The sequence below is a fragment of the Bacillus salipaludis genome (genome assembly GCF_030938565.1).
Taxonomy (GTDB): Bacteria; Bacillota; Bacilli; order Bacillales; family Cytobacillaceae; genus Neobacillus; species Neobacillus salipaludis_A.
The window spans coordinates 748,657-769,503 of sequence record NZ_JAVGVR010000001.1 but is presented as its reverse complement, the minus strand read 5'-3'; the positions used below and the strand labels follow the sequence as shown (position 1 = coordinate 769,503).

Genomic DNA, 20,847 nt, shown 5'->3' with positions numbered 1-20,847 from the left:
TAATTTTCCTTATTCGCCGATAACAGCAAGGACATCACTTTCACGTAGTAATAAATATTCTGTACCCTGGTATTTCACTTCTGTACCAGCATACTTTGAGAAGATAATACGATCGCCTACAGAAACTTCAAGTGCTACACGCTCGCCATTTTCAAGCACACGGCCAGTACCTACTGCAACAACTTTTCCTTCCTGAGGCTTTTCTTTAGCTGAGTCTGGTAAAACAATACCGCTTGCAGTTTTTTCTTCTGATTCAACAAGCTCAATGACAATGCGATCACCTAATGGTCTTAACAAATCAAACAACCTCCTCAAAAATATATGTAATTCTGACATTATTAGCACTCCTCATACATGAGTGCTAACACAATTATTATAATAATGAATTTGACAATCTTTTGCAAGTTTGATGTATATATTTTTTCATAAAAAAATATAAAAACGAAAGTATTTTTGTACAACCTTACAAGTATATGATGCCAATGAAAATCTATACATTTCTTTTATAAAAAGTTTCTAAATTGAAACAAGACTGGTTTTAAGAGTAAAATGAAGAATACGCAGAAAAACTTTGAGTGGATGTTAAAAGGAGAGAATTAGTTGAAACGGGAATATTGGATAATCTTAATTGTTTATATTGCCATGCAGTTTTCAAGTCTTGCAGGAGTCCCATTACTTATGTACGGCTTTAAATTATCCGGAATCAGCGGGAGGCTTGCAGTACCAGTTTGGCTGGTGATCAGCTTTTCCTTAGCACTTATTATTACGCTTATTATTTTACGGAAAGAAATGCGGAGCAATCGGAATGAAAGAGGAACCTCTTTGGGTCTCTCGATTATTTGGGCAATTTTTGGTGTCTTCTTAGCACTATTTGCACAAGCGATCGCAGCAAATATTGAACGGTTGATTGGTATCGAAATGGGCTCAGAGAACACAAAGGATATTATTCATATTATTGAGGAGTTCCCACTTGCCATCCTGGTCAGTTCTATTTTCGGTCCGATTTTAGAAGAAATAGTGTTTCGGAAAATCCTTTTCGGCACGCTGCATAAACGTTTTAACTTTTTTATATCGGCTATCATTAGCTCGGTCATTTTTGCTTTAGCGCATATGGAACTGGAGCATATTCTCCTTTATTCCGCAATGGGCTTTACTTTCGCCTTTCTTTATGTAAAAACAAAACATATCTTAGTACCGATTTTTGCTCATGTGACAATGAATACAATGGTTGTCATTGTTCAATCCGCTTACAAAGACGATATTGAAAGATTAATCCGGGATGCAGAGTCGATGCAAAACTTTATCGGAGGATTTTTATGAGACGTTCACCCTTGTTTTCCAGCGTGATTTACTTCCTGCTCGGAAGTTTATTTACATATTTCGCCATACATGATGTAAATCAAAATGGCTGGGGATTTTTTAGCTATCTGCTTGTCATATTAGCCACATTTGATTTCGGCTCCAGCCTTAAATTATTTTTCTTTTATAAGAAGTATAAGGATCAGTTGAAAAAATAAAAAAAGTTGACCCAAATTATGTTTGGGCAACTTTTTTTAATAGAAAATAGACGTTTTTGTGTAATAAACTAGTAATTTCGATAGCTTTTTTCCGGTGAAAAATTTTTATCTGCGATTAAATGATCTTTATCTGCGATAATCAACGATTTATCTGCGATAAGCGCTATTTTATCTGCGTTCCTCCCCTATTTATCTGCGTATCGATTTTCCCTCAAATTTCTCTTTCAGCACCAACTTCCTTTTTCAACACCATCCGTTCTTTCCCCATTGTAAAAATGAGAAGAAACGCTATTCCAGCCGGAACGAGAGCCCATGTAAAGGTTTGAACAATGGAACTTGAGAGGGCCTCAGTGATTTTTTCTAAAATTTGCGGCGGTATGTGGCTTCGTGCCTGCTCTTGCAATAATGCACGTGAATCACCAAATCCGTCTTTTGGCATGGGTCCCATTCCAGCAAAAGCATCTTCTAGATTTCCTTTAAAGCTATTCCGCTGAATCGAACCAAAAATCGTAATTCCAATCGTCATCCCCAAAGAGCGGATAAAGTTGCTTGTGGAGGTTGCAGAGCCCCTCTGCTGCATTCCAAACGGATGAATCGCCGCCATGCTTAACACGGAGAAAGAAAATCCCACCCCAAAACCAATGATAACCATATAAAGGGTAAGTACCCATCTGCTTGTATCAACGGTTAAGGTGCTTAATAATAAAATCCCTGCTATTAAAATCACACTAGATAAAAACATGATATTGCGGTAGCTTAACTTCGTGGTTAAAAAACCACCGACTTGTGCCGTTACCACCGACCCAAGCATCATCGGCAAGAGGATTAACCCTGAATTTGTAGCACTTCCGCCATAAACACCTTGAACAAAAATTGGTATATAAACAGTTGCTGCCATAAATGCAGCTCCATAAAATAAACCAACTAGCGTACTGCCGGCAAAGAGGCGATGCCGGAACATCGTGAACGATATAATTGGGTCCTTTGCCCTCGTCTCCACAAACAAAAAGATGAGAAATAGGACCGCAAATCCCATAAATAAACTTATTATCGTACTTGAATTCCAATCATATTTCTGTCCCCCAGCTCAAGAGCAAACATTAAGCAGACAACGGCCCCAATCAATGTAACAGCGCCCCACCAATCAATCGCCTGCTTTTGATGAATAGGAGATTCCTTATAGAAGGCAATGATAAAAATAAACGAGAGAATCCCAAGGGGCAAATTGATATAGAAAATCCAATGCCAGCTAATATGGTCGGTAATATACGCCCCTAACAGGGGTCCAAAAATACTGGAGAGACCGAAAACTGCTCCGAACAGTCCGCCCATTTTCCCGCGCCTTTCGGGAGGAAACAAGTCAAACATAATGGTAAACGCAATCGGAACAAGTGCCCCCCCGCCGACTCCCTGAATCGCGCGATACACACTTAGTTGGGTAATTGTTTCTGCTGTCCCACATAAAATCGAGCCAGCCATAAACAAAATCAACCCCATGATAAAAAACCTTTTCCGACCATACATATCCGACAATTTACCGAAAATCGGCATCCCTGCCATCTCCGCTACCATATAGGCGGATACCACCCATACAAAGTTCTCAAGCCCTCCGAGGTCGCCGACAATCGTTGGCATTGCCGTTACAACAATGGTATTATCCATTGACGCCATCAATATTCCGAGCAGCAGACCAGCTACCACAAATCCTAATTTACTATTTTTCGCTTCCATCCCATTCTCCTTTAAATTTTCTTCGACGTTTTTACTGTTGCATTTGAATCTTGTATAAAATCATCTTTATACTCTACCAATCCGATTGTGCAGCCGGGTCCAATTTTGACCGTATTTCCTCTTACAGTTTCTGCTTTCGTATTTTCTAAATAAAGGTCGTCTCCTTCAATCACCTTTGCTGTAAGGGTACCTTCCTCACCTACAAAAGGTAAAAGAGAGTTTCTTTTTCTTTTTATCGTGATTTTCCCGCCGCCGATTTCCTCCGCACGGCTTTCCCCGAACCGTAAAGAAATTTTAATCGTATCAGCATTTAATAACCCTTTGATTTCAAACCCGCCACTTGAATCGAACGTTTCATATTCAACATCGCCTGCAACTGCAATACTGCCTTTAACATTGGCTGTATCACCATTAAGGCTTTCTCTAACATCAAGTGTTCCCAGGATTTTTATTTTTTTCAAATAAGCTTTGCCGCCAATTTCCATTGTACCCATTACCAGCAAATCTTCTAACTCGGCATTCCCTTTTACCTCTGCCTCACCTAAAACCTTCATCGAACCTGTTTTGAGATTTTCCGCAACCTCTGTCGTTCCATAAACCTTAAACACGGAAGCTTCAACATCATCAACGATCGTACCCTCGCCGCGGACACTGATTTTATCATATCGTCCGCCGGGATAGCTCCCTGAGCCGTTAATAATTAGATTTTCTTTACTTTTCATCTCCCTTATCCCCCCTCATTACATTTTTTTGCTTTCGCCCACAACAGCACTTGAATCAATAGAAAGTTCATCTGTATATTCGACAACGTCAATTTCACAATTTTGGCCAATGGTTACATGGTTTCCCCGCACTACTGCAGCCTTCGTATTTTCAAGTTGGATCATATCGCCCTCAATGATTTCCACCCTTAATTGAGTTTGAAAAAGAGATTTAAATAACCCCAGCCAAGACGGCTTATATTTCACAACAATCGATTGCCCGCCAATTTCCTTCGCCTGGCACTCTCCAAAAATCTTAATATCCACTTCATCCGCATTTAACAGACCGCCAATCGTAAACATCGATTCAGCCTTGAAAAGTTCTGCCTCACAATCCTCTCCCACTGTCAGCTTTCCTTTTACCTTTATTTCTTCTGCTTTGACTTTACCGCCAACAGAAGCTTTTCCTGAAACCTTAAGTTTTTCAACTAATAGGTTTTTTCCAATTTTTGCAGTGCCATCAATAGAAAGGTCTTTAGCCGCAACGGTTCCACCTATTTTGGCCATCCCATTAATTTTGGCAATTTCAGTGTGGATGTTCCCCTTGACCGTCCCTGTTCCATTACATTCAAATCCCTTACATTCGACATCGCTGTTTACCGTTCCCTTTCCGTTGAGTGTTACCTGATGAAACTGTCCGCCATTCGATGCCCCGAAGCCATTTATAACCAGGTCTCCCCTTTTTTGCATCTCCATTCCCATTCTCCTTTATAATAATTTCGATTTCATTTCTTCCATACAGGCCATTAGCGACAGCTGAGCAACAATTTTCATTCCTCGTTCAAAATGAAAGGACTCTGTATTGATTAACAAAAGACAGGAGGATACCCCCAACTTTCTAGTAATCACCAGTTCGGCACTTTTTTGCTTGATCATTGATGCTTGATCCTTTAATACCTGGAGTACCATTTTTCCTTCTTCGAGATTAATTTGACCTGATTGCAACAGCTTTTCTAACACAAACACTTCAAGCATTCTTGAAAAACTAAATTGTAAACTGCCATTTTCATTCTCTAAGTAAAAATTTATAACCGTTTCTGAAACAATGTTACGCCTTATTAAATCATCTTTAGTTAAATTTAAGTCAGATATATTGGGAGAAAACATATCGGCAAGTTCATCCAGTGATAGATTTTCTTTCATCGTTTGAATTTTATTGATTCGTTCTAAGATTTTTTCTTTTGGAAAAAAGGTTTCCTGTCCGGTAAACGTTGATTTCCGGATAAACCAATCCTCCGGGATCAAGTCCTTGCGTTTCCACCTATACAGCTGCCCATAGGAGATTCCTGCTAATTCCAATAATTCTTTTTTCGATATTAACTCCTCGTTCATTGTAATGGCCCCTTTCTTGTTTTTAATGTAACATAACACTGTTACGTTGTAAAGGTAGCTTTGTTTTATCGAATAAAAAAACCTTCCCATTTTCATGGAAAGGTTGATTCTCAAATTTATTCTGCTATTTCCGCTGTTGGGTAATGCTTTAAAAAGTAAACAAGTGATTGAAGCTCTACGGCAAGGTCGATGTGATGAACCCTAATGGAAGATGGTATATTTAAACGGGCGGGTGTGAAATTTAAGATTCCTTTCACCTCAGCACTCACAAGCCGGTCCGTAATGATCTGCGCCACTGGAGCAGGAACGGTTAGAATCGCAACCTGAACATTTTCCTCCGTAATATACTTCTCTAAATCATCCATATGATAGACCGGGACATCCCCGATGGTCGTACCCATTTTATTCGGGTCCACATCAAAGGCGCACGTAATTTTTGTATTATTATTTTTTAAGAAATTGTAGTTTAAAAATGCTGTTCCAAGATTACCAACGCCGATTAATGCAACCTTTGTTAATTCATCCTGGTCCAATGTCTTTCGGAAAAAGGTTAGTAAATAATTCACATTGTAGCCATAACCTTTTTTCCCAAGGGCGCCAAAATAGGAAAAATCTCTGCGGATTGTTGCTGAATCCACTTTTACCGCTTCACTTAATTCTGCTGAGGAAACTCTCTGTTTCCCTGAAGCATACAGATTTTGAATAAATCGATAATATAAGGGTAGTCGCTTTGCTGTTGCTTGTGGAATTTTCATTGTTTCGTTTGTCATATTCCTCCTGCACCCCCGCATAATTAATTTCGTTCATATTTTAAAAAACATTAGTTCTTTTAAAATCGCCGTTTTTACCGCCGGTTTTTTCTACTAAATAAGTCGGTCCAATCACCATGCCCTTATCAATTGCTTTACACATATCATAGACGGTCAGAGCACAAGCAGATGCAGCTGTTAGCGCTTCCATTTCAACACCTGTATTCCCTTTTGTTTTAACGGATACGGCAATACCTAATTTATACATCTCTTGCTGATCAGGTTCCCAGGAAAAAGAAATATTCACCCCTGTTAATGGAATCGGATGACACATCGGAATAATATCCCATGTCTTTTTGGCCGCCATAATACCGGCAACCTGGGCTACTGCTAGGACATCTCCTTTTTTCATCTCATTGTGGGTAATTTTATCAAATATTTCTTTACTGACGGTAATACTGGAATGAGCTAATGCGGTGCGGGCAGTCTCCGGTTTATTACTAACGTCCACCATTTTTGCTCTGCCCTCTTCATTAAAGTGAGTAAATTCTGCCATATAAAAATTCCTCCTTTCAAATCATACACTATTTTTCAGTCTATGTGTGTGAAACTTTGAGCGAATCATTCCTATATTTTTAACATTTTTCCAACATTTTGGGCCAATGCACCCTTTGCGGCCTGCGTTTTATTGCCGACACTCTAGGAATACGGTACACTATTTCTATGTAATAGAGGTGAAAAAAACAATGATTTTATTGCAAGTGAATCAATTAGCAAAATATTATGGTGCTGACCTTATTTTATCGAATATAAAACTGGAATTACAAACACGGGACCGTGTCGCTTTAGTTGGACGAAACGGCGCGGGAAAGTCGACGTTGTTAAAAATTATCGCCGGGCACCTGTCACATGATGGCGGAGAAATCATCAAACCAAAAGAAGTGACCATTGGGTATTTAGCGCAAAATACGGGTTTAGAGTCTAATTTGTCCATTTGGGAAGAAATGCTGACTGTATTTGAACCATTGCGCGCGATGGAAAAAAATTTAAGACAGCTTGAAGAACAAATGGCAGACCCTGCTGCAATCGCAGATACAAGCAAATATGAGAGGATTCTAAAAGACTATGACCAGCTTCAGGTGAAATTTAAGGAACAGGGTGGATACCAGTATGAGGCGGATATTCGCTCCGTGTTGCACGGGTTAAATTTCCCTGATTATTCCTTAATGATAGCGTCTTTAAGCGGCGGTCAAAAAACCCGTTTGGCCTTAGGGAAATTGCTGCTAACCAAGCCGGATATTTTAATTTTAGACGAACCTACCAACCATCTAGATATTGATACCCTCTCCTGGCTGGAGCAATATTTGCAAAGCTACGATGGGGCAATTCTAATTGTATCCCATGACCGCTATTTTTTGGACAAGGTTGTGACACAGGTCTACGAGGTTTCTCGAAAGCAAATCCAAAGATATACAGGCAATTATAGTTCTTACCTTGAACAAAAAGCGGCAAATTATGAACGTGACCTGAAGCTTTATGAAAAACAGCAACAGGAAATTGCCAATCTACAAGATTTTATCCAGAAGAATTTAGCAAGGGCCTCGACAACGAAACGAGCCCAGAGCCGACGAAAAAAACTTGAAAAGATGGATGTAATCGATCGACCGTTAGGGGATGAAAAATCAGCTTCCTTCTCGTTTGAAATTGAGAAGCAAAGTGGAAATGATGTCCTAACCTTCGATTCTCTTGCTGTCGGATATGACGGCGAAAGAATTTCAGAGGGAATTTCCTTTCGAGTATTTCGGGGCGAAAGCATCGCCCTGGTGGGCCCTAATGGAATTGGAAAATCGACGCTATTAAAAACACTCATTAGGAAACTTCCTGTATTAGCCGGAAATATCCTTTATGGGACAAATCTTTCAATTGGTTATTATGACCAAGAACAAGCGGAATTAACCTCCAATAAGCGTGTGTTAAATGAACTGTGGGATGATTATCCACTAAAAAGCGAAAAGGAAATTCGCACAGTTTTGGGTAATTTCTTATTTTCCGGGGATGATGTTTTAAAAATTGTTTCTACCTTGAGCGGTGGCGAGAAAGCACGGCTTGCTCTTGCGAAATTAATGCTGGAAAAGGCTAATCTATTAATTTTGGACGAACCTACCAACCATCTCGATTTGGATAGCAAGGAAGTTCTTGAGAATGCTTTAATCGATTATCCAGGTACAATTTTGTTTGTTTCCCATGACAGATATTTTATTAACCGTATCGCTACAAAGGTTGTTGAGCTAAGCCGTCATGGCAGTTTAGAGTATCTGGGCGATTATGATTATTATTTAGAGAAGAAACTGGAACAGGAAGAGATTGCGGCACTTGAGGCTGCGGCTTCGGCTGCTGCTAAAAAAGCCGGACAGGAGGACGCTTCTGAGAAGAGCATTTATCAACAGGATAAAGAAAGTAAGAAGCTCGAACGGCAGCGCAAGCGCAAGTTAGAAGATATTGAGATAAAAATTGAGGGCCTTGAGGAACAAATTCAAAGTTATGAGGAGCAATTATGTGACCCGGATGTTTTCCAGGATCACGAAAGGGTGTTAGAAATTACCCAGTTGAATGAAAAAGCAAAAGCGGAACTCGAACATTTAATGGAAGAGTGGGCAGAGCTTGCCGAATAAAATGAGTTGGTCCTTCATCCGAGTGGTGAAGGACTTTTTTGTTAGTTTTTAGGGTATTTTGGACTTCATTGGCTTTATGAGGACCATTTTCTAAGCTCTTGTGATGTGTTTTGGCTTTCATTCGCTTCATGAAGACCATTTTCTAAGCCCTTGCTATGCGTTTTGGCTTTCATCCGGGGAATGAAGACCATTTTCTGAGCCCTTGCTATGCGTTTTGGCTTTCATCCGCTTTATGAAGACCATTTTCTAACCCCTTGCTATGTGTTTTGGCTTTCATCCGCTTCATGAACACCATTTTCTGAGCCCTTGCTATGCGTTTTGGCTTTCATCCGGGGAATGAAGACCATTTTCTGAGCCCTTGCTATGCGTTTTGGCTTTCATCCGCTTCATGAACACCATTTTCTGAGCCCTTGCTATGCGTTTTGGCTTTCATCCGGGGAATGAAGACCATTTTCTGAGCCCTTGCTATGCGTTTTGGCTTTCATCCGCTTCATGAACACCATTTTCTGAGCCCTTGCTATGCGTTCTGGCTTTCATCCGCTTCATGAACACCATTTTCTGAGCCCTTGCTATGCGTTTTGGCTTTCATCCGGGGAATGAAGACCATTTTCTAAGCTCTTGCTATACGTTTTGGCTTTCATCCGCTTCATGAAGACCATTTTCTAAGCCCTTGCTATGCGTTTTGGCTTTCATCCGGGGAATGAAGACCATTTTCTGAGCCCTTGCTATGCGTTTTGGCTTTCATCCGCTTCATGAACACCATTTTCTGAGCCCTTGCTATGCGTTTTGGCTTTCATCCGCTTCATGAACACCATTTTCTGAGCCCTTGCTATGCGTTCTGGCTTTCATCCGCTTCATGAACACCATTTTCTGAGCCCTTGCTATGCGTTTTGGCTTTCATCCGGGGAATGAAGACCATTTTCTAAGCTCTTGCTATACGTTTTGGCTTTCATCCGGGGAATGAAGACCATTTTCTGAGCCCTTGCTATGCGTTTTGGCTTTCATCCGCTTTATGAAGACCATTTTCTAACCCTTGCTATGCGTTTTGGCTTTCATCCGCTTCATGAAGACCATTTTCTAACTCCTTGCTATGCGTTTTGGCTTTCATCCGCTTTATGAAGACCATTTTCTAACCCTTGCTATGCGTTTTGGCTTTCATCCGCCTCATGAAGACCATTTTCTGAGCCCTTGCTATGCGTTTTGGCTTTCATCCGGGGAATGAAGACCATTTTCTGAGCCCTTGCTATGCGTTTTGGCTTTCATCCGGGGAATGATGACCATTTCTAAGCTCTTGCTATGCGTTTTGGCTTTCATCCGGGGAATGATGACCATTTTCTGAGCCCTTGCTATGCGTTTTGGCTTTCATCCGGGGAATGAAGACCATTTTCTAAGCTCTTGCTATGCGTTTTGGCTTTCATCCGCTTTATGAAGACCATTTTCTAAGCCCTTGCTATGCGTTTTGGCTTTCATCCGGGGAATGAAGACCATTTTCTGAGCCCTTGCTATGCGTTTTGGCTTTCATCCGCTTTATGAAGACCATTTTCTAACCCTTGCTATGCGTTTTGGCTTTCATCCGCTTCATGAAGACCATTTTCTAACTCCTTGCTATGCGTTTTGGCTTTCATCCGCTTTATGAAGACCATTTTCTAACCCTTGCTATGCGTTTTGGCTTTCATCCGCCTCATGAAGACCATTTTCTGAGCCCTTGCTATACGTTTTGGCTTTCAACGGCTTGTTAAAGGGTATTTTCTTTCCTCCATTAAGTAATGTTGACTTTAAATATCCTTTATAGAACAACTCCCTGTCCTCTTGACATTTTTCCACAAAGCTAAAAAAATCTCTAAACCAAATTTCAGCATTTATCAACATATTATTCGACAATACCAAAAGATATTCAAAATAAATCGACATTTTCCGGCAAAATCCTAAGAAACTGCGATAGTTTTTTACTCTTCAATTTAAAAAATGTTAATATGTCCACCTTTTCCACAGACTTATTCACATAATAAACAGTAACAACTTCACTGTTTTTCAACCTTTTCCACATTATCCACAGTAAATGTTCCAGTTATCCACATTATTAACACTTTACAGTGACTTATCCACTAAACCTCAATTGCCAGAAATGTCGAATAATATTTTTTATCCACAAAAAAAGCTCTTCTTATAAACAGAAGAGCTAATCATTATATAATTCAATCTCCAATCCTGGAATTGCATTAAGCGAAAGTTCAGCACGAACGCCTTTTTCAAACATAATACTTCCTGCCGCCGCAATCATCGCAGCATTATCTGTGCATAAAGATATTGGAGGGACAACCAATTCTATCTCTGGATAATGAGAGAATACCTTTTCCAAGGCGCTTCTGAGCCCCTTATTTGCTGCAACCCCGCCTGCTAATAATACCTGTTTCACGTTATATTCAGAAGCAGCTTTTTCCGTCTTTTTAACAAGCACATCAATCACGCTTTCTTGAAAACTAGCTGCAAGATCTTCCGGGGTTATGGTCTCACCACGCTGCTCGGCATTGTGGACAGTGTTAATAACTGCCGACTTTAATCCACTAAAACTAAAATCATAAGATCCTTCCTCTAACCAGGCACGCGGCAGATTAATGGTCGGGCTTCCTTCATGGGCTAGACGGTCGATATGCGGTCCCCCTGGATATGGAAGATTAAGTGTTCTTGCCACCTTGTCATAGGCTTCTCCTGCTGCGTCATCCCTTGTCTCTCCAATGACTTCAAAATGGCCATGTTCCTTCATGTAAACAAGCTCTGTATGCCCGCCTGATACAACAAGAGCTAATAGCGGAAATTTCATTTCCGTCACCAAGCAGTTGGCATATATATGTCCGGCAATATGATGAACCGGTACAAGCGGAAGATTATGGGCAAAGGCAAGAGCCTTTGCTGCATTGACACCGATTAATAAAGCTCCCACCAACCCGGGGCCTTCAGTCACAGCAATTGCATCAATATCTTTAAAGGAAAGATTTGCTTGGCCTAATGCTTCTTCAAGAACAATGGTTATTTGCTCCACATGGTGTCTTGAGGCAATCTCCGGTACAACCCCGCCAAATCGTTTATGACTTTCTATTTGTGAGGCAACAATATTAGCGGCAATCTCCCTTCCGTTTTTTATGATTGCAACTGCCGTTTCATCACAACTTGTTTCAATTCCTAAAATCCATTGATCTTTTTTCATAAATTCACCCACATTACTAAAGCATCTTCCTGATTATCGGAATAATAATTTTTTCGGATTCCGCCATTGTGAAATCCAAACTTCCGGTAAAGAGATTGGGCAATCTGGTTAGTTACACGCACTTCCAGGGTCATACTTTTTGCCCCCATTTCTCTAGCCACAGACATCATTTTTTGCAGCAAGGCTTCTCCTAGCTTCTTGCCCCGATATCCCGGTAGAATGGCAATATTGGTTATATGGGCCTCGTCGATGACAATCCAAGCACCACAATAGCCGATAATTTTATCATCTTCTTCAAGAACAATATAGACTGCAAATTTATTATTATTTAGTTCATTATAGAAGGCTTCACGGCTCCATGGGGTCGTAAAAGAGGCATGCTCCACTTCTAATATCTGATCAATATCCTCTTCCCTCATATATCGAAAAACAAAAGAATCTACCATATTTCTCTAATCCTGTCCTTTAAAAATTTTCCTATTTGCCTCTAACCACTTTGCTTCTGCTTCAGCTAAACGAATATAATTCGGTACAAAAGAATGAACATCTTCCTCTGATTGAAATTGGCCTAATAAGGCAAGTTCAGATGGCCGCGGATTGTGTTCCGTTATTGCTGCATATATAGCCTTAGTTCCTAGGGCTTCCGCAATTTCCTCTTGGTGAATAGGCAGGTCATTGCCGACAAAGAGAATAGGCTTATCCATTTTTATTAAGTAACGCGCCCAATCGTTTAACATGATTAACTGGTCCTGTTCAACCTGGATAAGTTCATCATTCTTATACTGGTACAATCCTGTATAGACTTGTCCCCTTCTGGCATCAAATAAAGGGGAAACATAGCCATCGAAGTAACGGCCGGTTCCAGCAGCTAAAATTTCCAGACTGGAAACACCCACAAGTGGAATTTTCAATGACCAAGCCAGTGTTTTAGCAATCGTTACGCCAATTCTAACACCCGTATAGGAACCAGGTCCCTTTGCCACGACCACTTTCGTTAAATCAGCAGGTACACGGTCACAATCCTGCATTAACGTCTGTATAGCAGGCATAATTCGGATGGAATGGTTTTTTTTCAAATTCGTTATATATTCGCCAAGTACTTGATTTTCTTCTAAAAGTGCAACACCAAGGGCATAATTAGAAGTATCAATTGCTAAAATCGTCATGAAAAAATCTCCTTACATAATTGCTCATATCGTTCCCCCTTCGGAACGAAAACCATTTTTCTCTTTTCTTGGCTCTCATGGTACAAGAAAATTGTCAATCGTTCTGATGGAAGCTGCTCTTCAATTAAATGAGCCCATTCCACTACTGTTACTCCATCGCCTTCAAAGTATTCATCGAAACCAAGATCTTCAAAAGTATCTCCCACCCGATACACATCCATATGATAGAGGGGCATTCTCCCTGCATATTCTTTTATGATTGTAAAGGTTGGACTGTTTACGGTCCGCTTAACCCCCAGACCCTGTGCTAATCCTTTTGTAAAAGTTGTTTTACCTGCGCCCAAATCTCCTTCAAGAGTAATAACATCTCCTGGCAGCAAATGTTCAGCCAATTTTGCCGCAAAGCTTAATGTTTGAGTTGAATCGTTTGTATTTAGTTCGTATTGCTTCATTCCATCACCTTTTTACATAAACATGTCATTATCTTCATTTTACCTTATTTATGTGCAAAAAAACCTTAGGATCTCTCCTAAGGATGAAAAATCTAAGGGCTGTTCAAATGCTTTTAAATAAAAAAAGACGAAACCTGGTTTCGTTCTTTTTATAAGACAATATGTACGGTCTGGACGGGACTCGAACCCGCGACCTCCTGCGTGACAGGCAGGCATTCTAACCAACTGAACTACCAAACCAAATTGCGGAGGCAGGATTTGAACCTGCGACCTTCGGGTTATGAGCCCGACGAGCTACCAGACTGCTCCACCCCGCGACGATACTAATACCATACTATTATATGTTTAACATAATAAAGTATGCATGTTATTTAAAATAACAGCCTGGCAACGTCCTACTCTCACAGGGGGACAGCCCCCAACTACCATCGGCGCTGAGAAGCTTAACTTCCGTGTTCGGTATGGGAACGGGTGTGACCTTCTCGCCATTATTGCCAGACTATTAAGTTTGAGGTATCATTCCCTCAAAACTAGATAATACAGAAGAAGTTTTTAGTAAAAACGAGTTCACCTTCATATAATACATATGACTTGGTTAAGTCCTCGATCGATTAGTATCAGTCAGCTCCACATGTCGCCATGCTTCCACCTCTGACCTATCAACCTGATCATCTTTCAGGGATCTTACTAGCTTGACGCTATGGGAAATCTCATCTTGAGGGGGGCTTCATGCTTAGATGCTTTCAGCACTTATCCCGTCCGCACATAGCTACCCAGCGATGCCTTTGGCAAGACAACTGGTACACCAGCGGTGCGTCCATCCCGGTCCTCTCGTACTAAGGACAGCTCCTCTCAAATTTCCTGCGCCCACGACGGATAGGGACCGAACTGTCTCACGACGTTCTGAACCCAGCTCGCGTACCGCTTTAATGGGCGAACAGCCCAACCCTTGGGACCGACTACAGCCCCAGGATGCGATGAGCCGACATCGAGGTGCCAAACCTCCCCGTCGATGTGGACTCTTGGGGGAGATAAGCCTGTTATCCCCAGGGTAGCTTTTATCCGTTGAGCGATGGCCCTTCCATGCGGAACCACCGGATCACTAAGCCCGACTTTCGTCCCTGCTCGACTTGTAGGTCTCGCAGTCAAGCTCCCTTATGCCTTTACACTCTGCGAATGATTTCCAACCATTCTGAGGGAACCTTTGGGCGCCTCCGTTACTCTTTAGGAGGCGACCGCCCCAGTCAAACTGCCCACCTGACACTGTCTCCCACCCCGATCAGGGGTGCGGGTTAGAATTTCAATACAGCCAGGGTAGTATCCCACCGACGCCTCCACCGAAGCTAGCGCTCCGGCTTCTACGGCTCCTACCTATCCTGTACAAGCTGTACCAAAATTCAATATCAGGCTACAGTAAAGCTCCATGGGGTCTTTCCGTCCTGTCGCGGGTAACCTGCATCTTCACAGGTACTATAATTTCACCGAGTCTCTCGTTGAGACAGTGCCCAGATCGTTACGCCTTTCGTGCGGGTCGGAACTTACCCGACAAGGAATTTCGCTACCTTAGGACCGTTATAGTTACGGCCGCCGTTTACTGGGGCTTCGATTCAGAGCTTCGCTTGCGCTAACCCCTCCTCTTAACCTTCCAGCACCGGGCAGGCGTCAGCCCCTATACTTCGCCTTACGGCTTCGCAGAGACCTGTGTTTTTGCTAAACAGTCGCCTGGGCCTATTCACTGCGGCTCTTCGAGGCTATTCACCTCAAAGAGCACCCCTTCTCCCGAAGTTACGGGGTCATTTTGCCGAGTTCCTTAACGAGAGTTCTCTCGCTCACCTTAGGATTCTCTCCTCGCCTACCTGTGTCGGTTTGCGGTACGGGCACCTTTTATCTCGCTAGAGGCTTTTCTTGGCAGTGTGGAATCAGGAACTTCGGTACTAAATTTCCCTCGCCGTCACAGCTCAGCCTTCGCGAGAAGCGGATTTTCCTACTTCTCAGCCTAACTGCTTGGACGCGCATATCCAATAGCGCGCTTACCCTATCCTCCTGCGTCCCCCCATCACTCAAACGATAAAGAGGTGGTACAGGAATATCAACCTGTTGTCCATCGCCTACGCCTTTCGGCCTCGGCTTAGGTCCCGACTAACCCTGAGCGGACGAGCCTTCCTCAGGAAACCTTAGGCATTCGGTGGATGAGATTCTCACTCATCTTTCGCTACTCATACCGGCATTCTCACTTCTAAGCGCTCCACCAGTCCTTACGGTCTAGCTTCAACGCCCTTAGAACGCTCTCCTACCGCAGACACCTAATGGTGTCCACCCACAGCTTCGGTGATACGTTTAGCCCCGGTACATTTTCGGCGCAGAGTCACTCGACCAGTGAGCTATTACGCACTCTTTAAATGGTGGCTGCTTCTAAGCCAACATCCTGGTTGTCTAAGCAACTCCACATCCTTTTCCACTTAACGTATACTTTGGGACCTTAGCTGGTGGTCTGGGCTGTTTCCCTTTTGACTACGGATCTTATCACTCGCAGTCTGACTCCCACGGATAAGTCATTGGCATTCGGAGTTTGTCTGAATTCGGTAACCCGATGAGGGCCCCTAGTCCAAACAGTGCTCTACCTCCAAGACTCTTACTTCGTGAGGCTAGCCCTAAAGCTATTTCGGAGAGAACCAGCTATCTCCAAGTTCGATTGGAATTTCTCCGCTACCCACACCTCATCCCCGCACTTTTCAACGTGCGTGGGTTCGGGCCTCCATCCAGTGTTACCTGGACTTCACCCTGGACATGGGTAGATCACCTGGTTTCGGGTCTACGACCACATACTCATTCGCCCTATTCAGACTCGCTTTCGCTGCGGCTCCGTCTCATCAACTTAACCTTGCATGTAATCGTAACTCGCCGGTTCATTCTACAAAAGGCACGCCATCACCCATAAACGGGCTCTGACTACTTGTAGGCACACGGTTTCAGGAACTATTTCACTCCCCTTCCGGGGTGCTTTTCACCTTTCCCTCACGGTACTGGTTCACTATCGGTCACTAGGGAGTATTTAGCCTTGGGAGATGGTCCTCCCTGCTTCCGACCGGATTTCACGTGTCCGGCCGTACTCAGGATCCACTCAGGAGGGAACGAAGTTTCAACTACAGGGTTTTTACCTTCTATGACGGACCTTTCCAGATCGCTTCATCTACCCCGTTCCTTTGTAACTCCATGTTGAGTGTCCTACAACCCCGAAAGGCAAGCCTTTCGGTTTGGGCTGTTCCCGTTTCGCTCGCCGCTACTCAGGGAATCGCGTTTGCTTTCTCTTCCTCCGGGTACTTAGATGTTTCAGTTCCCCGGGTCTGCCTTCATTATCCTATGTATTCAGATAAAGATACTGCTCCATTACGAACAGTGGGTTCCCCCATTCGGAAATCTCCGGATCAAAGCTTACTTACAGCTCCCCGAAGCATATCGGTGTTAGTCCCGTCCTTCATCGGCTCCTAGTGCCAAGGCATTCACCGTGCGCCCTTTCTAACTTAACCTAAAAGGTTTTACTCTAAAATTAGAGAGAAAAACTAAAATGGCGATTACTCGGTTTTTACTTGGTTACTTCTTCTTACGATTATCTAGTTTTCAAAGAACAATGTTTTGAGAGAAAATTGCTCCCTCAAAACTAAACAAACAAGAAACAGTCAACTTCTTATCAGTCCATGAGGACTGCATTATCCTTAGAAAGGAGGTGATCCAGCCGCACCTTCCGATACGGCTACCTTGTTACGACTTCACCCCAATCATCTGTCCCACCTTAGGCGGCTGGCTCCTTACGGTTACCCCACCGACTTCGGGTGTTACAAACTCTCGTGGTGTGACGGGCGGTGTGTACAAGGCCCGGGAACGTATTCACCGCGGCATGCTGATCCGCGATTACTAGCGATTCCGGCTTCATGTAGGCGAGTTGCAGCCTACAATCCGAACTGAGAATGGTTTTATGGGATTGGCTAAACCTCGCGGTTTCGCAGCCCTTTGTACCATCCATTGTAGCACGTGTGTAGCCCAGGTCATAAGGGGCATGATGATTTGACGTCATCCCCACCTTCCTCCGGTTTGTCACCGGCAGTCACCTTAGAGTGCCCAACTAAATGCTGGCAACTAAGATCAAGGGTTGCGCTCGTTGCGGGACTTAACCCAACATCTCACGACACGAGCTGACGACAACCATGCACCACCTGTCACTCTGTCCCCCGAAGGGGAAAGTCCTATCTCTAGGAGTGTCAGAGGATGTCAAGACCTGGTAAGGTTCTTCGCGTTGCTTCGAATTAAACCACATGCTCCACCGCTTGTGCGGGCCCCCGTCAATTCCTTTGAGTTTCAGCCTTGCGGCCGTACTCCCCAGGCGGAGTGCTTAATGCGTTAGCTGCAGCACTAAAGGGCGGAAACCCTCTAACACTTAGCACTCATCGTTTACGGCGTGGACTACCAGGGTATCTAATCCTGTTTGCTCCCCACGCTTTCGCGCCTCAGCGTCAGTTACAGACCAGAAAGCCGCCTTCGCCACTGGTGTTCCTCCACATCTCTACGCATTTCACCGCTACACGTGGAATTCCGCTTTCCTCTTCTGCACTCAAGTCCCCCAGTTTCCAATGACCCTCCACGGTTGAGCCGTGGGCTTTCACATCAGACTTAAAGGACCGCCTGCGCGCGCTTTACGCCCAATAATTCCGGACAACGCTTGCCACCTACGTATTACCGCGGCTGCTGGCACGTAGTTAGCCGTGGCTTTCTGGTTAGGTACCGTCAAGGTACCGGCAGTTACTCCGATACTTGTTCTTCCCTAACAACAGAGCTTTACGACCCGAAGGCCTTCATCGCTCACGCGGCGTTGCTCCGTCAGACTTTCGTCCATTGCGGAAGATTCCCTACTGCTGCCTCCCGTAGGAGTCTGGGCCGTGTCTCAGTCCCAGTGTGGCCGATCACCCTCTCAGGTCGGCTACGCATCGTCGCCTTGGTGAGCCGTTACCTCACCAACTAGCTAATGCGCCGCGGGCCCATCTGTAAGTGTCAGCCGAAACCGACTTTCAGCTTTTCCTCATGAGAGGAAAAGGATTATCCGGTATTAGCTCCGGTTTCCCGAAGTTATCCCAGTCTTACAGGCAGGTTGCCCACGTGTTACTCACCCGTCCGCCGCTAACCAACAGGAGCAAGCTCCTATTGATTCGCTCGACTTGCATGTATTAGGCACGCCGCCAGCGTTCGTCCTGAGCCAGGATCAAACTCTCCAAGAAAGTTGATTTAGCTCGAATGTTACGTTGGCTTCATTTCAAAAGAAATGAATATTATTGTTTGTTGACGTTTTTGTTTGTTTAGTTTTCAAAGAACAATCACAAAATCAATTTGGAGCGGGTGATGGGAATCGAACCCACAACAACAGCTTGGAAGGCTGTGGTTTTACCACTAAACTACACCCGCGTATTATATTTAACTGGTCGGGAAGACAGGATTCGAACCTGCGACCCCTTGGTCCCAAACCAAGTGCTCTACCAAGCTGAGCTACTTCCCGTAATAATGGCGCGCCCGAAAGGAGTCGAACCCATAACCTTTTGATCCGTAGTCAAACGCTCTATCCAATTGAGCTACGGGCGCAATATTTTACAAGCAACTTTTATATCTTAACAAATCCATTTCGTCTTGTCAAGAGTAATTTTGGTGCGGCCGAGAGGACTTGAACCTCCACGGGGTTGCCCCCACTAGGCCCTCAACCTAGCGCGTCTGCCATTCCGCCACGACCGCGTATAAATTAGCGACAAAAGTAATCATATCAAAATTACACGCTTATTTCAAGTGGTAATTAATGGTGCGGGTGAAGGGAGTCGAACCCCCACGCCTTGCGGCGCCAGATCCTAAGTCTGGTGCGTCTGCCAATTCCGCCACACCCGCATATTTAAGATGGCTGGGCTAGCTGGATTCGAACCAACGAATGACGGAGTCAAAGTCCGTTGCCTTACCGCTTGGCTATAGCCCATCAAAAAACGATTGAAAAATAAAAAATGGCGGTCTGGACGGGACTCGAACCCGCGACCTCCTGCGTGACAGGCAGGCATTCTAACCAACTGAACTACCAGACCATTATCTTTTGAGAAACAGGAAATGAGCTATTGTTCATTTCCCATCCCTGATGACCCCTACGGGATTCGAACCCGTGTTACCGCCGTGAAAGGGCGGTGTCTTAACCGCTTGACCAAGGGGCCTTTAACTACGGAGAAGGAGGGATTTGAACCCTCGCGCCGGTTACCCGACCTACACCCTTAGCAGGGGCGCCTCTTCAGCCTCTTGAGTACTTCCCCATATGGCTCCGCAGGTAGGACTCGAACCTACGACCGATCGGTTAACAGCCGATAGCTCTACCACTGAGCTACTGCGGAATAGTAAGATTTAATAAGGCAATTACCTTATCGACTCTTCATATTATAATGACGTTAGGATTCAAAGTCAACATCATTTTTCAAGAAAATCATTTTCCATTTTCTTACGCTATTCTTGGATTACTTCTTTAATTTTCTTCAGTCTCCCTCGGCATTTCCCGCAAACATACCGGCTTGTATCGATACTTCTCTTTCTTTGATAACGGAGGCAGCAGTTTGTGCACTCATATAGGAGTATTTTTTTAAAGGTTCTCTTTGGAGCTTTCTCCTTTAGTGGTGTACAAAATCGGGGTGCCCCAACTTTCTTTAGCAACCATTTAAATTCAGGATCACGATGCTGATACCCTTTTCCTTCAAGATGGAGATGATAATGACAAAGCTCATGCTTAATAATCCCAATTAATTCATTCTCTCCAAATTGCTCTAGATACTTTTTATTAATTTCAATATTATGTGTACCTAACAGGTATCTTCCGCCTGTTGACCGCAATCTAGAATTAAACGCAGCTTGATGTAGAAAAGGTTTTCCAAACACTTCAATGGATATCCTTTCAACCAGTCTTTGAAGCTCTGGTGCCTCCATTTTTCTTCCCACACTTTCCACTTCACTATTTTCTTCTTCAAAAACTTTCAATACGGTACAAAATAACAAATACCTTCATATTTCTAGTGAACGTGACAACCTATTATAGCATATATTGTATTTACCTTTAATGATTTACTTTCAGGAGGTTTTACTATGCCGACTTGGTTTCAAAACCAAATGAAAAGAGCCTTTTATGAAAAGAACCGTTATCAAATCAAGCTTTTAAACCAATGCTGGTTTTTTTACAGAAAAAAACACTGCCCTTAAAAGCA

General features: G+C 43.4%; 16 protein-coding genes, 12 tRNA genes, 3 rRNA genes and 1 pseudogene. 4 read left to right on the top strand and 28 right to left on the bottom strand.

The window, feature by feature from the left end; genetic code table 11:
* Window positions 1–9 precede the first annotated feature (9 nt).
* The gene (gene groES / locus RCG21_RS03870) at window positions 10–297 is read right to left on the bottom strand and encodes a co-chaperone GroES (RefSeq protein ID WP_026573991.1); all 288 of its coding nucleotides are present in this window, start codon (window positions 295–297) and stop codon (window positions 10–12) included.
* Between the two features lie 303 nt (window positions 298–600).
* Between groES and RCG21_RS03865 the strand changes: the two genes are divergently transcribed.
* Window positions 601–1,320 carry a CPBP family intramembrane glutamic endopeptidase gene (locus tag RCG21_RS03865; RefSeq protein WP_133339659.1) on the top strand — a complete coding sequence of 240 codons (720 nt, stop codon included), beginning with the start codon at window positions 601–603 and terminating at the stop codon, window positions 1,318–1,320.
* Entirely contained in the window at window positions 1,317–1,517 is a 201-nt protein-coding gene (locus RCG21_RS03860) for a YdiK family protein (protein ID WP_133339661.1), read from the top strand. Before RCG21_RS03865 ends, RCG21_RS03860 begins: the two co-directional genes overlap by 4 nt.
* 211 nt (window positions 1,518–1,728) lie before the next feature.
* On the opposite strand, the pseudogene RCG21_RS03855 reads toward RCG21_RS03860, so the two are convergent.
* The 6 genes and pseudogenes from RCG21_RS03855 to moaC all read right to left on the bottom strand — a co-directional run bounded on the left by RCG21_RS03855 (window position 1,729) and on the right by moaC (window position 6,646).
* A pseudogene (locus tag RCG21_RS03855) lies at window positions 1,729–3,248 on the bottom strand (MDR family MFS transporter).
* Window positions 3,249–3,259: 11 nt separating this feature from the next.
* The gene (locus RCG21_RS03850; RefSeq protein ID WP_133339665.1) at window positions 3,260–3,970 is read right to left on the bottom strand and encodes a cytoplasmic protein; all 711 of its coding nucleotides are present in this window, start codon (window positions 3,968–3,970) and stop codon (window positions 3,260–3,262) included.
* Between the two features lie 18 nt (window positions 3,971–3,988).
* Window positions 3,989–4,705, bottom strand: a complete 717-nt coding sequence (locus RCG21_RS03845) for a bactofilin family protein (protein ID WP_133339667.1) — start codon at window positions 4,703–4,705, stop codon at window positions 3,989–3,991.
* A 12-nt stretch (window positions 4,706–4,717) separates the two neighbouring features.
* A complete protein-coding gene (locus RCG21_RS03840) occupies window positions 4,718–5,341 on the bottom strand; it encodes a YhbD family protein (RefSeq protein ID WP_133339669.1) in 624 nt (207 codons plus the stop codon).
* Between the two features lie 116 nt (window positions 5,342–5,457).
* A complete protein-coding gene (locus RCG21_RS03835) occupies window positions 5,458–6,111 on the bottom strand; it encodes a redox-sensing transcriptional repressor Rex (protein ID WP_133339671.1) in 654 nt (217 codons plus the stop codon).
* A 40-nt stretch (window positions 6,112–6,151) separates the two neighbouring features.
* Window positions 6,152–6,646 (bottom strand): cyclic pyranopterin monophosphate synthase MoaC, encoded by a 495-nt coding sequence (moaC, locus tag RCG21_RS03830; RefSeq protein ID WP_133339673.1) that lies wholly within the window; start codon window positions 6,644–6,646, stop codon window positions 6,152–6,154.
* Window positions 6,647–6,836: 190 nt separating this feature from the next.
* Between moaC and RCG21_RS03825 the strand changes: the two genes are divergently transcribed.
* Window positions 6,837–8,762, top strand: coding sequence for an ABC-F family ATP-binding cassette domain-containing protein (locus tag RCG21_RS03825; protein WP_133339675.1), 1,926 nt, complete (start codon window positions 6,837–6,839; stop codon window positions 8,760–8,762).
* 1,656 nt (window positions 8,763–10,418) lie between these two features.
* Here the strand turns inward: RCG21_RS03825 and RCG21_RS03820 are convergent.
* The 21 genes from RCG21_RS03820 to RCG21_RS03720 form a co-directional block, all read right to left on the bottom strand.
* A complete protein-coding gene (locus RCG21_RS03820) occupies window positions 10,419–10,673 on the bottom strand; it encodes a hypothetical protein (RefSeq protein ID WP_308912883.1) in 255 nt (84 codons plus the stop codon).
* A 268-nt stretch (window positions 10,674–10,941) separates the two neighbouring features.
* Complete coding sequence (tsaD, locus tag RCG21_RS03815) at window positions 10,942–11,967, bottom strand: tRNA (adenosine(37)-N6)-threonylcarbamoyltransferase complex transferase subunit TsaD (RefSeq protein ID WP_133340639.1); 1,026 nt, start codon at window positions 11,965–11,967, stop codon at window positions 10,942–10,944.
* The gene (rimI, locus tag RCG21_RS03810) at window positions 11,964–12,413 is read right to left on the bottom strand and encodes a ribosomal protein S18-alanine N-acetyltransferase (RefSeq protein ID WP_133340641.1); all 450 of its coding nucleotides are present in this window, start codon (window positions 12,411–12,413) and stop codon (window positions 11,964–11,966) included. The genes tsaD and rimI overlap by 4 nt, the downstream gene beginning before the upstream one ends.
* Window positions 12,414–12,419: 6 nt before the next feature.
* Window positions 12,420–13,133 (bottom strand): tRNA (adenosine(37)-N6)-threonylcarbamoyltransferase complex dimerization subunit type 1 TsaB, encoded by a 714-nt coding sequence (gene tsaB, locus RCG21_RS03805; protein WP_133340643.1) that lies wholly within the window; start codon window positions 13,131–13,133, stop codon window positions 12,420–12,422.
* Window positions 13,130–13,585 carry a tRNA (adenosine(37)-N6)-threonylcarbamoyltransferase complex ATPase subunit type 1 TsaE gene (gene tsaE / locus RCG21_RS03800; RefSeq protein WP_133340645.1) on the bottom strand — a complete coding sequence of 152 codons (456 nt, stop codon included), beginning with the start codon at window positions 13,583–13,585 and terminating at the stop codon, window positions 13,130–13,132. Before tsaE ends, tsaB begins: the two co-directional genes overlap by 4 nt.
* Window positions 13,586–13,751: 166 nt before the next feature.
* Window positions 13,752–13,825 (bottom strand) — tRNA-Asp (locus RCG21_RS03795).
* Window positions 13,826–13,828: 3 nt separating this feature from the next.
* Window positions 13,829–13,902 (bottom strand) — tRNA-Met (locus RCG21_RS03790).
* Window positions 13,903–13,967: 65 nt separating this feature from the next.
* Window positions 13,968–14,084: ribosomal RNA gene (gene rrf, locus RCG21_RS03785) — 5S ribosomal RNA — on the bottom strand.
* 92 nt (window positions 14,085–14,176) lie between these two features.
* Window positions 14,177–17,112: ribosomal RNA gene (locus RCG21_RS03780) — 23S ribosomal RNA — on the bottom strand.
* 190 nt (window positions 17,113–17,302) lie between these two features.
* Window positions 17,303–18,852: ribosomal RNA gene (locus RCG21_RS03775) — 16S ribosomal RNA — on the bottom strand.
* The 16S, 23S and 5S rRNA genes sit together here with 12 tRNA genes alongside, the layout of an rRNA operon.
* Window positions 18,853–18,962: 110 nt before the next feature.
* Window positions 18,963–19,036: transfer RNA gene (locus tag RCG21_RS03770), tRNA-Gly, on the bottom strand.
* A gap of 14 nt (window positions 19,037–19,050) precedes the next feature.
* Window positions 19,051–19,127: transfer RNA gene (locus tag RCG21_RS03765), tRNA-Pro, on the bottom strand.
* Between the two features lie 6 nt (window positions 19,128–19,133).
* Window positions 19,134–19,210, bottom strand: a tRNA-Arg gene (locus RCG21_RS03760).
* A 61-nt stretch (window positions 19,211–19,271) separates the two neighbouring features.
* Window positions 19,272–19,357 (bottom strand) — tRNA-Leu (locus RCG21_RS03755).
* A 62-nt stretch (window positions 19,358–19,419) separates the two neighbouring features.
* Window positions 19,420–19,504 (bottom strand) — tRNA-Leu (locus RCG21_RS03750).
* Window positions 19,505–19,514: 10 nt separating this feature from the next.
* Window positions 19,515–19,589: transfer RNA gene (locus RCG21_RS03745), tRNA-Gln, on the bottom strand.
* Window positions 19,590–19,615: 26 nt separating this feature from the next.
* A tRNA-Asp gene (locus RCG21_RS03740) sits at window positions 19,616–19,692 on the bottom strand.
* Window positions 19,693–19,743: 51 nt separating this feature from the next.
* Window positions 19,744–19,815, bottom strand: a tRNA-Glu gene (locus tag RCG21_RS03735).
* Between the two features lie 8 nt (window positions 19,816–19,823).
* Window positions 19,824–19,911 (bottom strand) — tRNA-Ser (locus RCG21_RS03730).
* A gap of 3 nt (window positions 19,912–19,914) precedes the next feature.
* Window positions 19,915–19,989 (bottom strand) — tRNA-Asn (locus RCG21_RS03725).
* A 109-nt stretch (window positions 19,990–20,098) separates the two neighbouring features.
* A complete protein-coding gene (locus tag RCG21_RS03720) occupies window positions 20,099–20,572 on the bottom strand; it encodes a SprT family protein (RefSeq protein ID WP_133339348.1) in 474 nt (157 codons plus the stop codon).
* A gap of 156 nt (window positions 20,573–20,728) precedes the next feature.
* On the opposite strand from RCG21_RS03720, the gene cmpA reads away from it, so the two are divergent.
* Complete coding sequence (cmpA, locus tag RCG21_RS03715) at window positions 20,729–20,842, top strand: cortex morphogenetic protein CmpA (RefSeq protein WP_133339268.1); 114 nt, start codon at window positions 20,729–20,731, stop codon at window positions 20,840–20,842.
* The last annotated feature ends 5 nt before the right edge of the window (window positions 20,843–20,847 follow it).

Excerpts from the sequence above, each read along its gene's own strand:
- cmpA (WP_133339268.1), top strand. The coding sequence starts at position 20,729 with ATGCCGACTTGGTTTCAAAACCAAATGAAAAGAGCCTTTTATGAAAAG.
- RCG21_RS03835 (WP_133339671.1), bottom strand. The coding sequence starts at position 6,111 with ATGACAAACGAAACAATGAAAATTCCACAAGCAACAGCAAAGCGACTA.
- tsaE (WP_133340645.1), bottom strand. The coding sequence starts at position 13,585 with ATGAAGCAATACGAACTAAATACAAACGATTCAACTCAAACATTAAGC.
- RCG21_RS03825 (WP_133339675.1), top strand. The coding sequence starts at position 6,837 with ATGATTTTATTGCAAGTGAATCAATTAGCAAAATATTATGGTGCTGAC.
- RCG21_RS03845 (WP_133339667.1), bottom strand. The coding sequence starts at position 4,705 with ATGGAGATGCAAAAAAGGGGAGACCTGGTTATAAATGGCTTCGGGGCA.
- RCG21_RS03720 (WP_133339348.1), bottom strand. The coding sequence starts at position 20,572 with ATGGAGGCACCAGAGCTTCAAAGACTGGTTGAAAGGATATCCATTGAA.
- moaC (WP_133339673.1), bottom strand. The coding sequence starts at position 6,646 with ATGGCAGAATTTACTCACTTTAATGAAGAGGGCAGAGCAAAAATGGTG.
- rimI (WP_133340641.1), bottom strand. The coding sequence starts at position 12,413 with ATGGTAGATTCTTTTGTTTTTCGATATATGAGGGAAGAGGATATTGAT.
- tsaB (WP_133340643.1), bottom strand. The coding sequence starts at position 13,133 with ATGACGATTTTAGCAATTGATACTTCTAATTATGCCCTTGGTGTTGCA.
- tsaD (WP_133340639.1), bottom strand. The coding sequence starts at position 11,967 with ATGAAAAAAGATCAATGGATTTTAGGAATTGAAACAAGTTGTGATGAA.
- RCG21_RS03850 (WP_133339665.1), bottom strand. The coding sequence starts at position 3,970 with ATGAAAAGTAAAGAAAATCTAATTATTAACGGCTCAGGGAGCTATCCC.
- RCG21_RS03840 (WP_133339669.1), bottom strand. The coding sequence starts at position 5,341 with ATGAACGAGGAGTTAATATCGAAAAAAGAATTATTGGAATTAGCAGGA.
- RCG21_RS03860 (WP_133339661.1), top strand. The coding sequence starts at position 1,317 with ATGAGACGTTCACCCTTGTTTTCCAGCGTGATTTACTTCCTGCTCGGA.
- RCG21_RS03820 (WP_308912883.1), bottom strand. The coding sequence starts at position 10,673 with ATGTCGATTTATTTTGAATATCTTTTGGTATTGTCGAATAATATGTTG.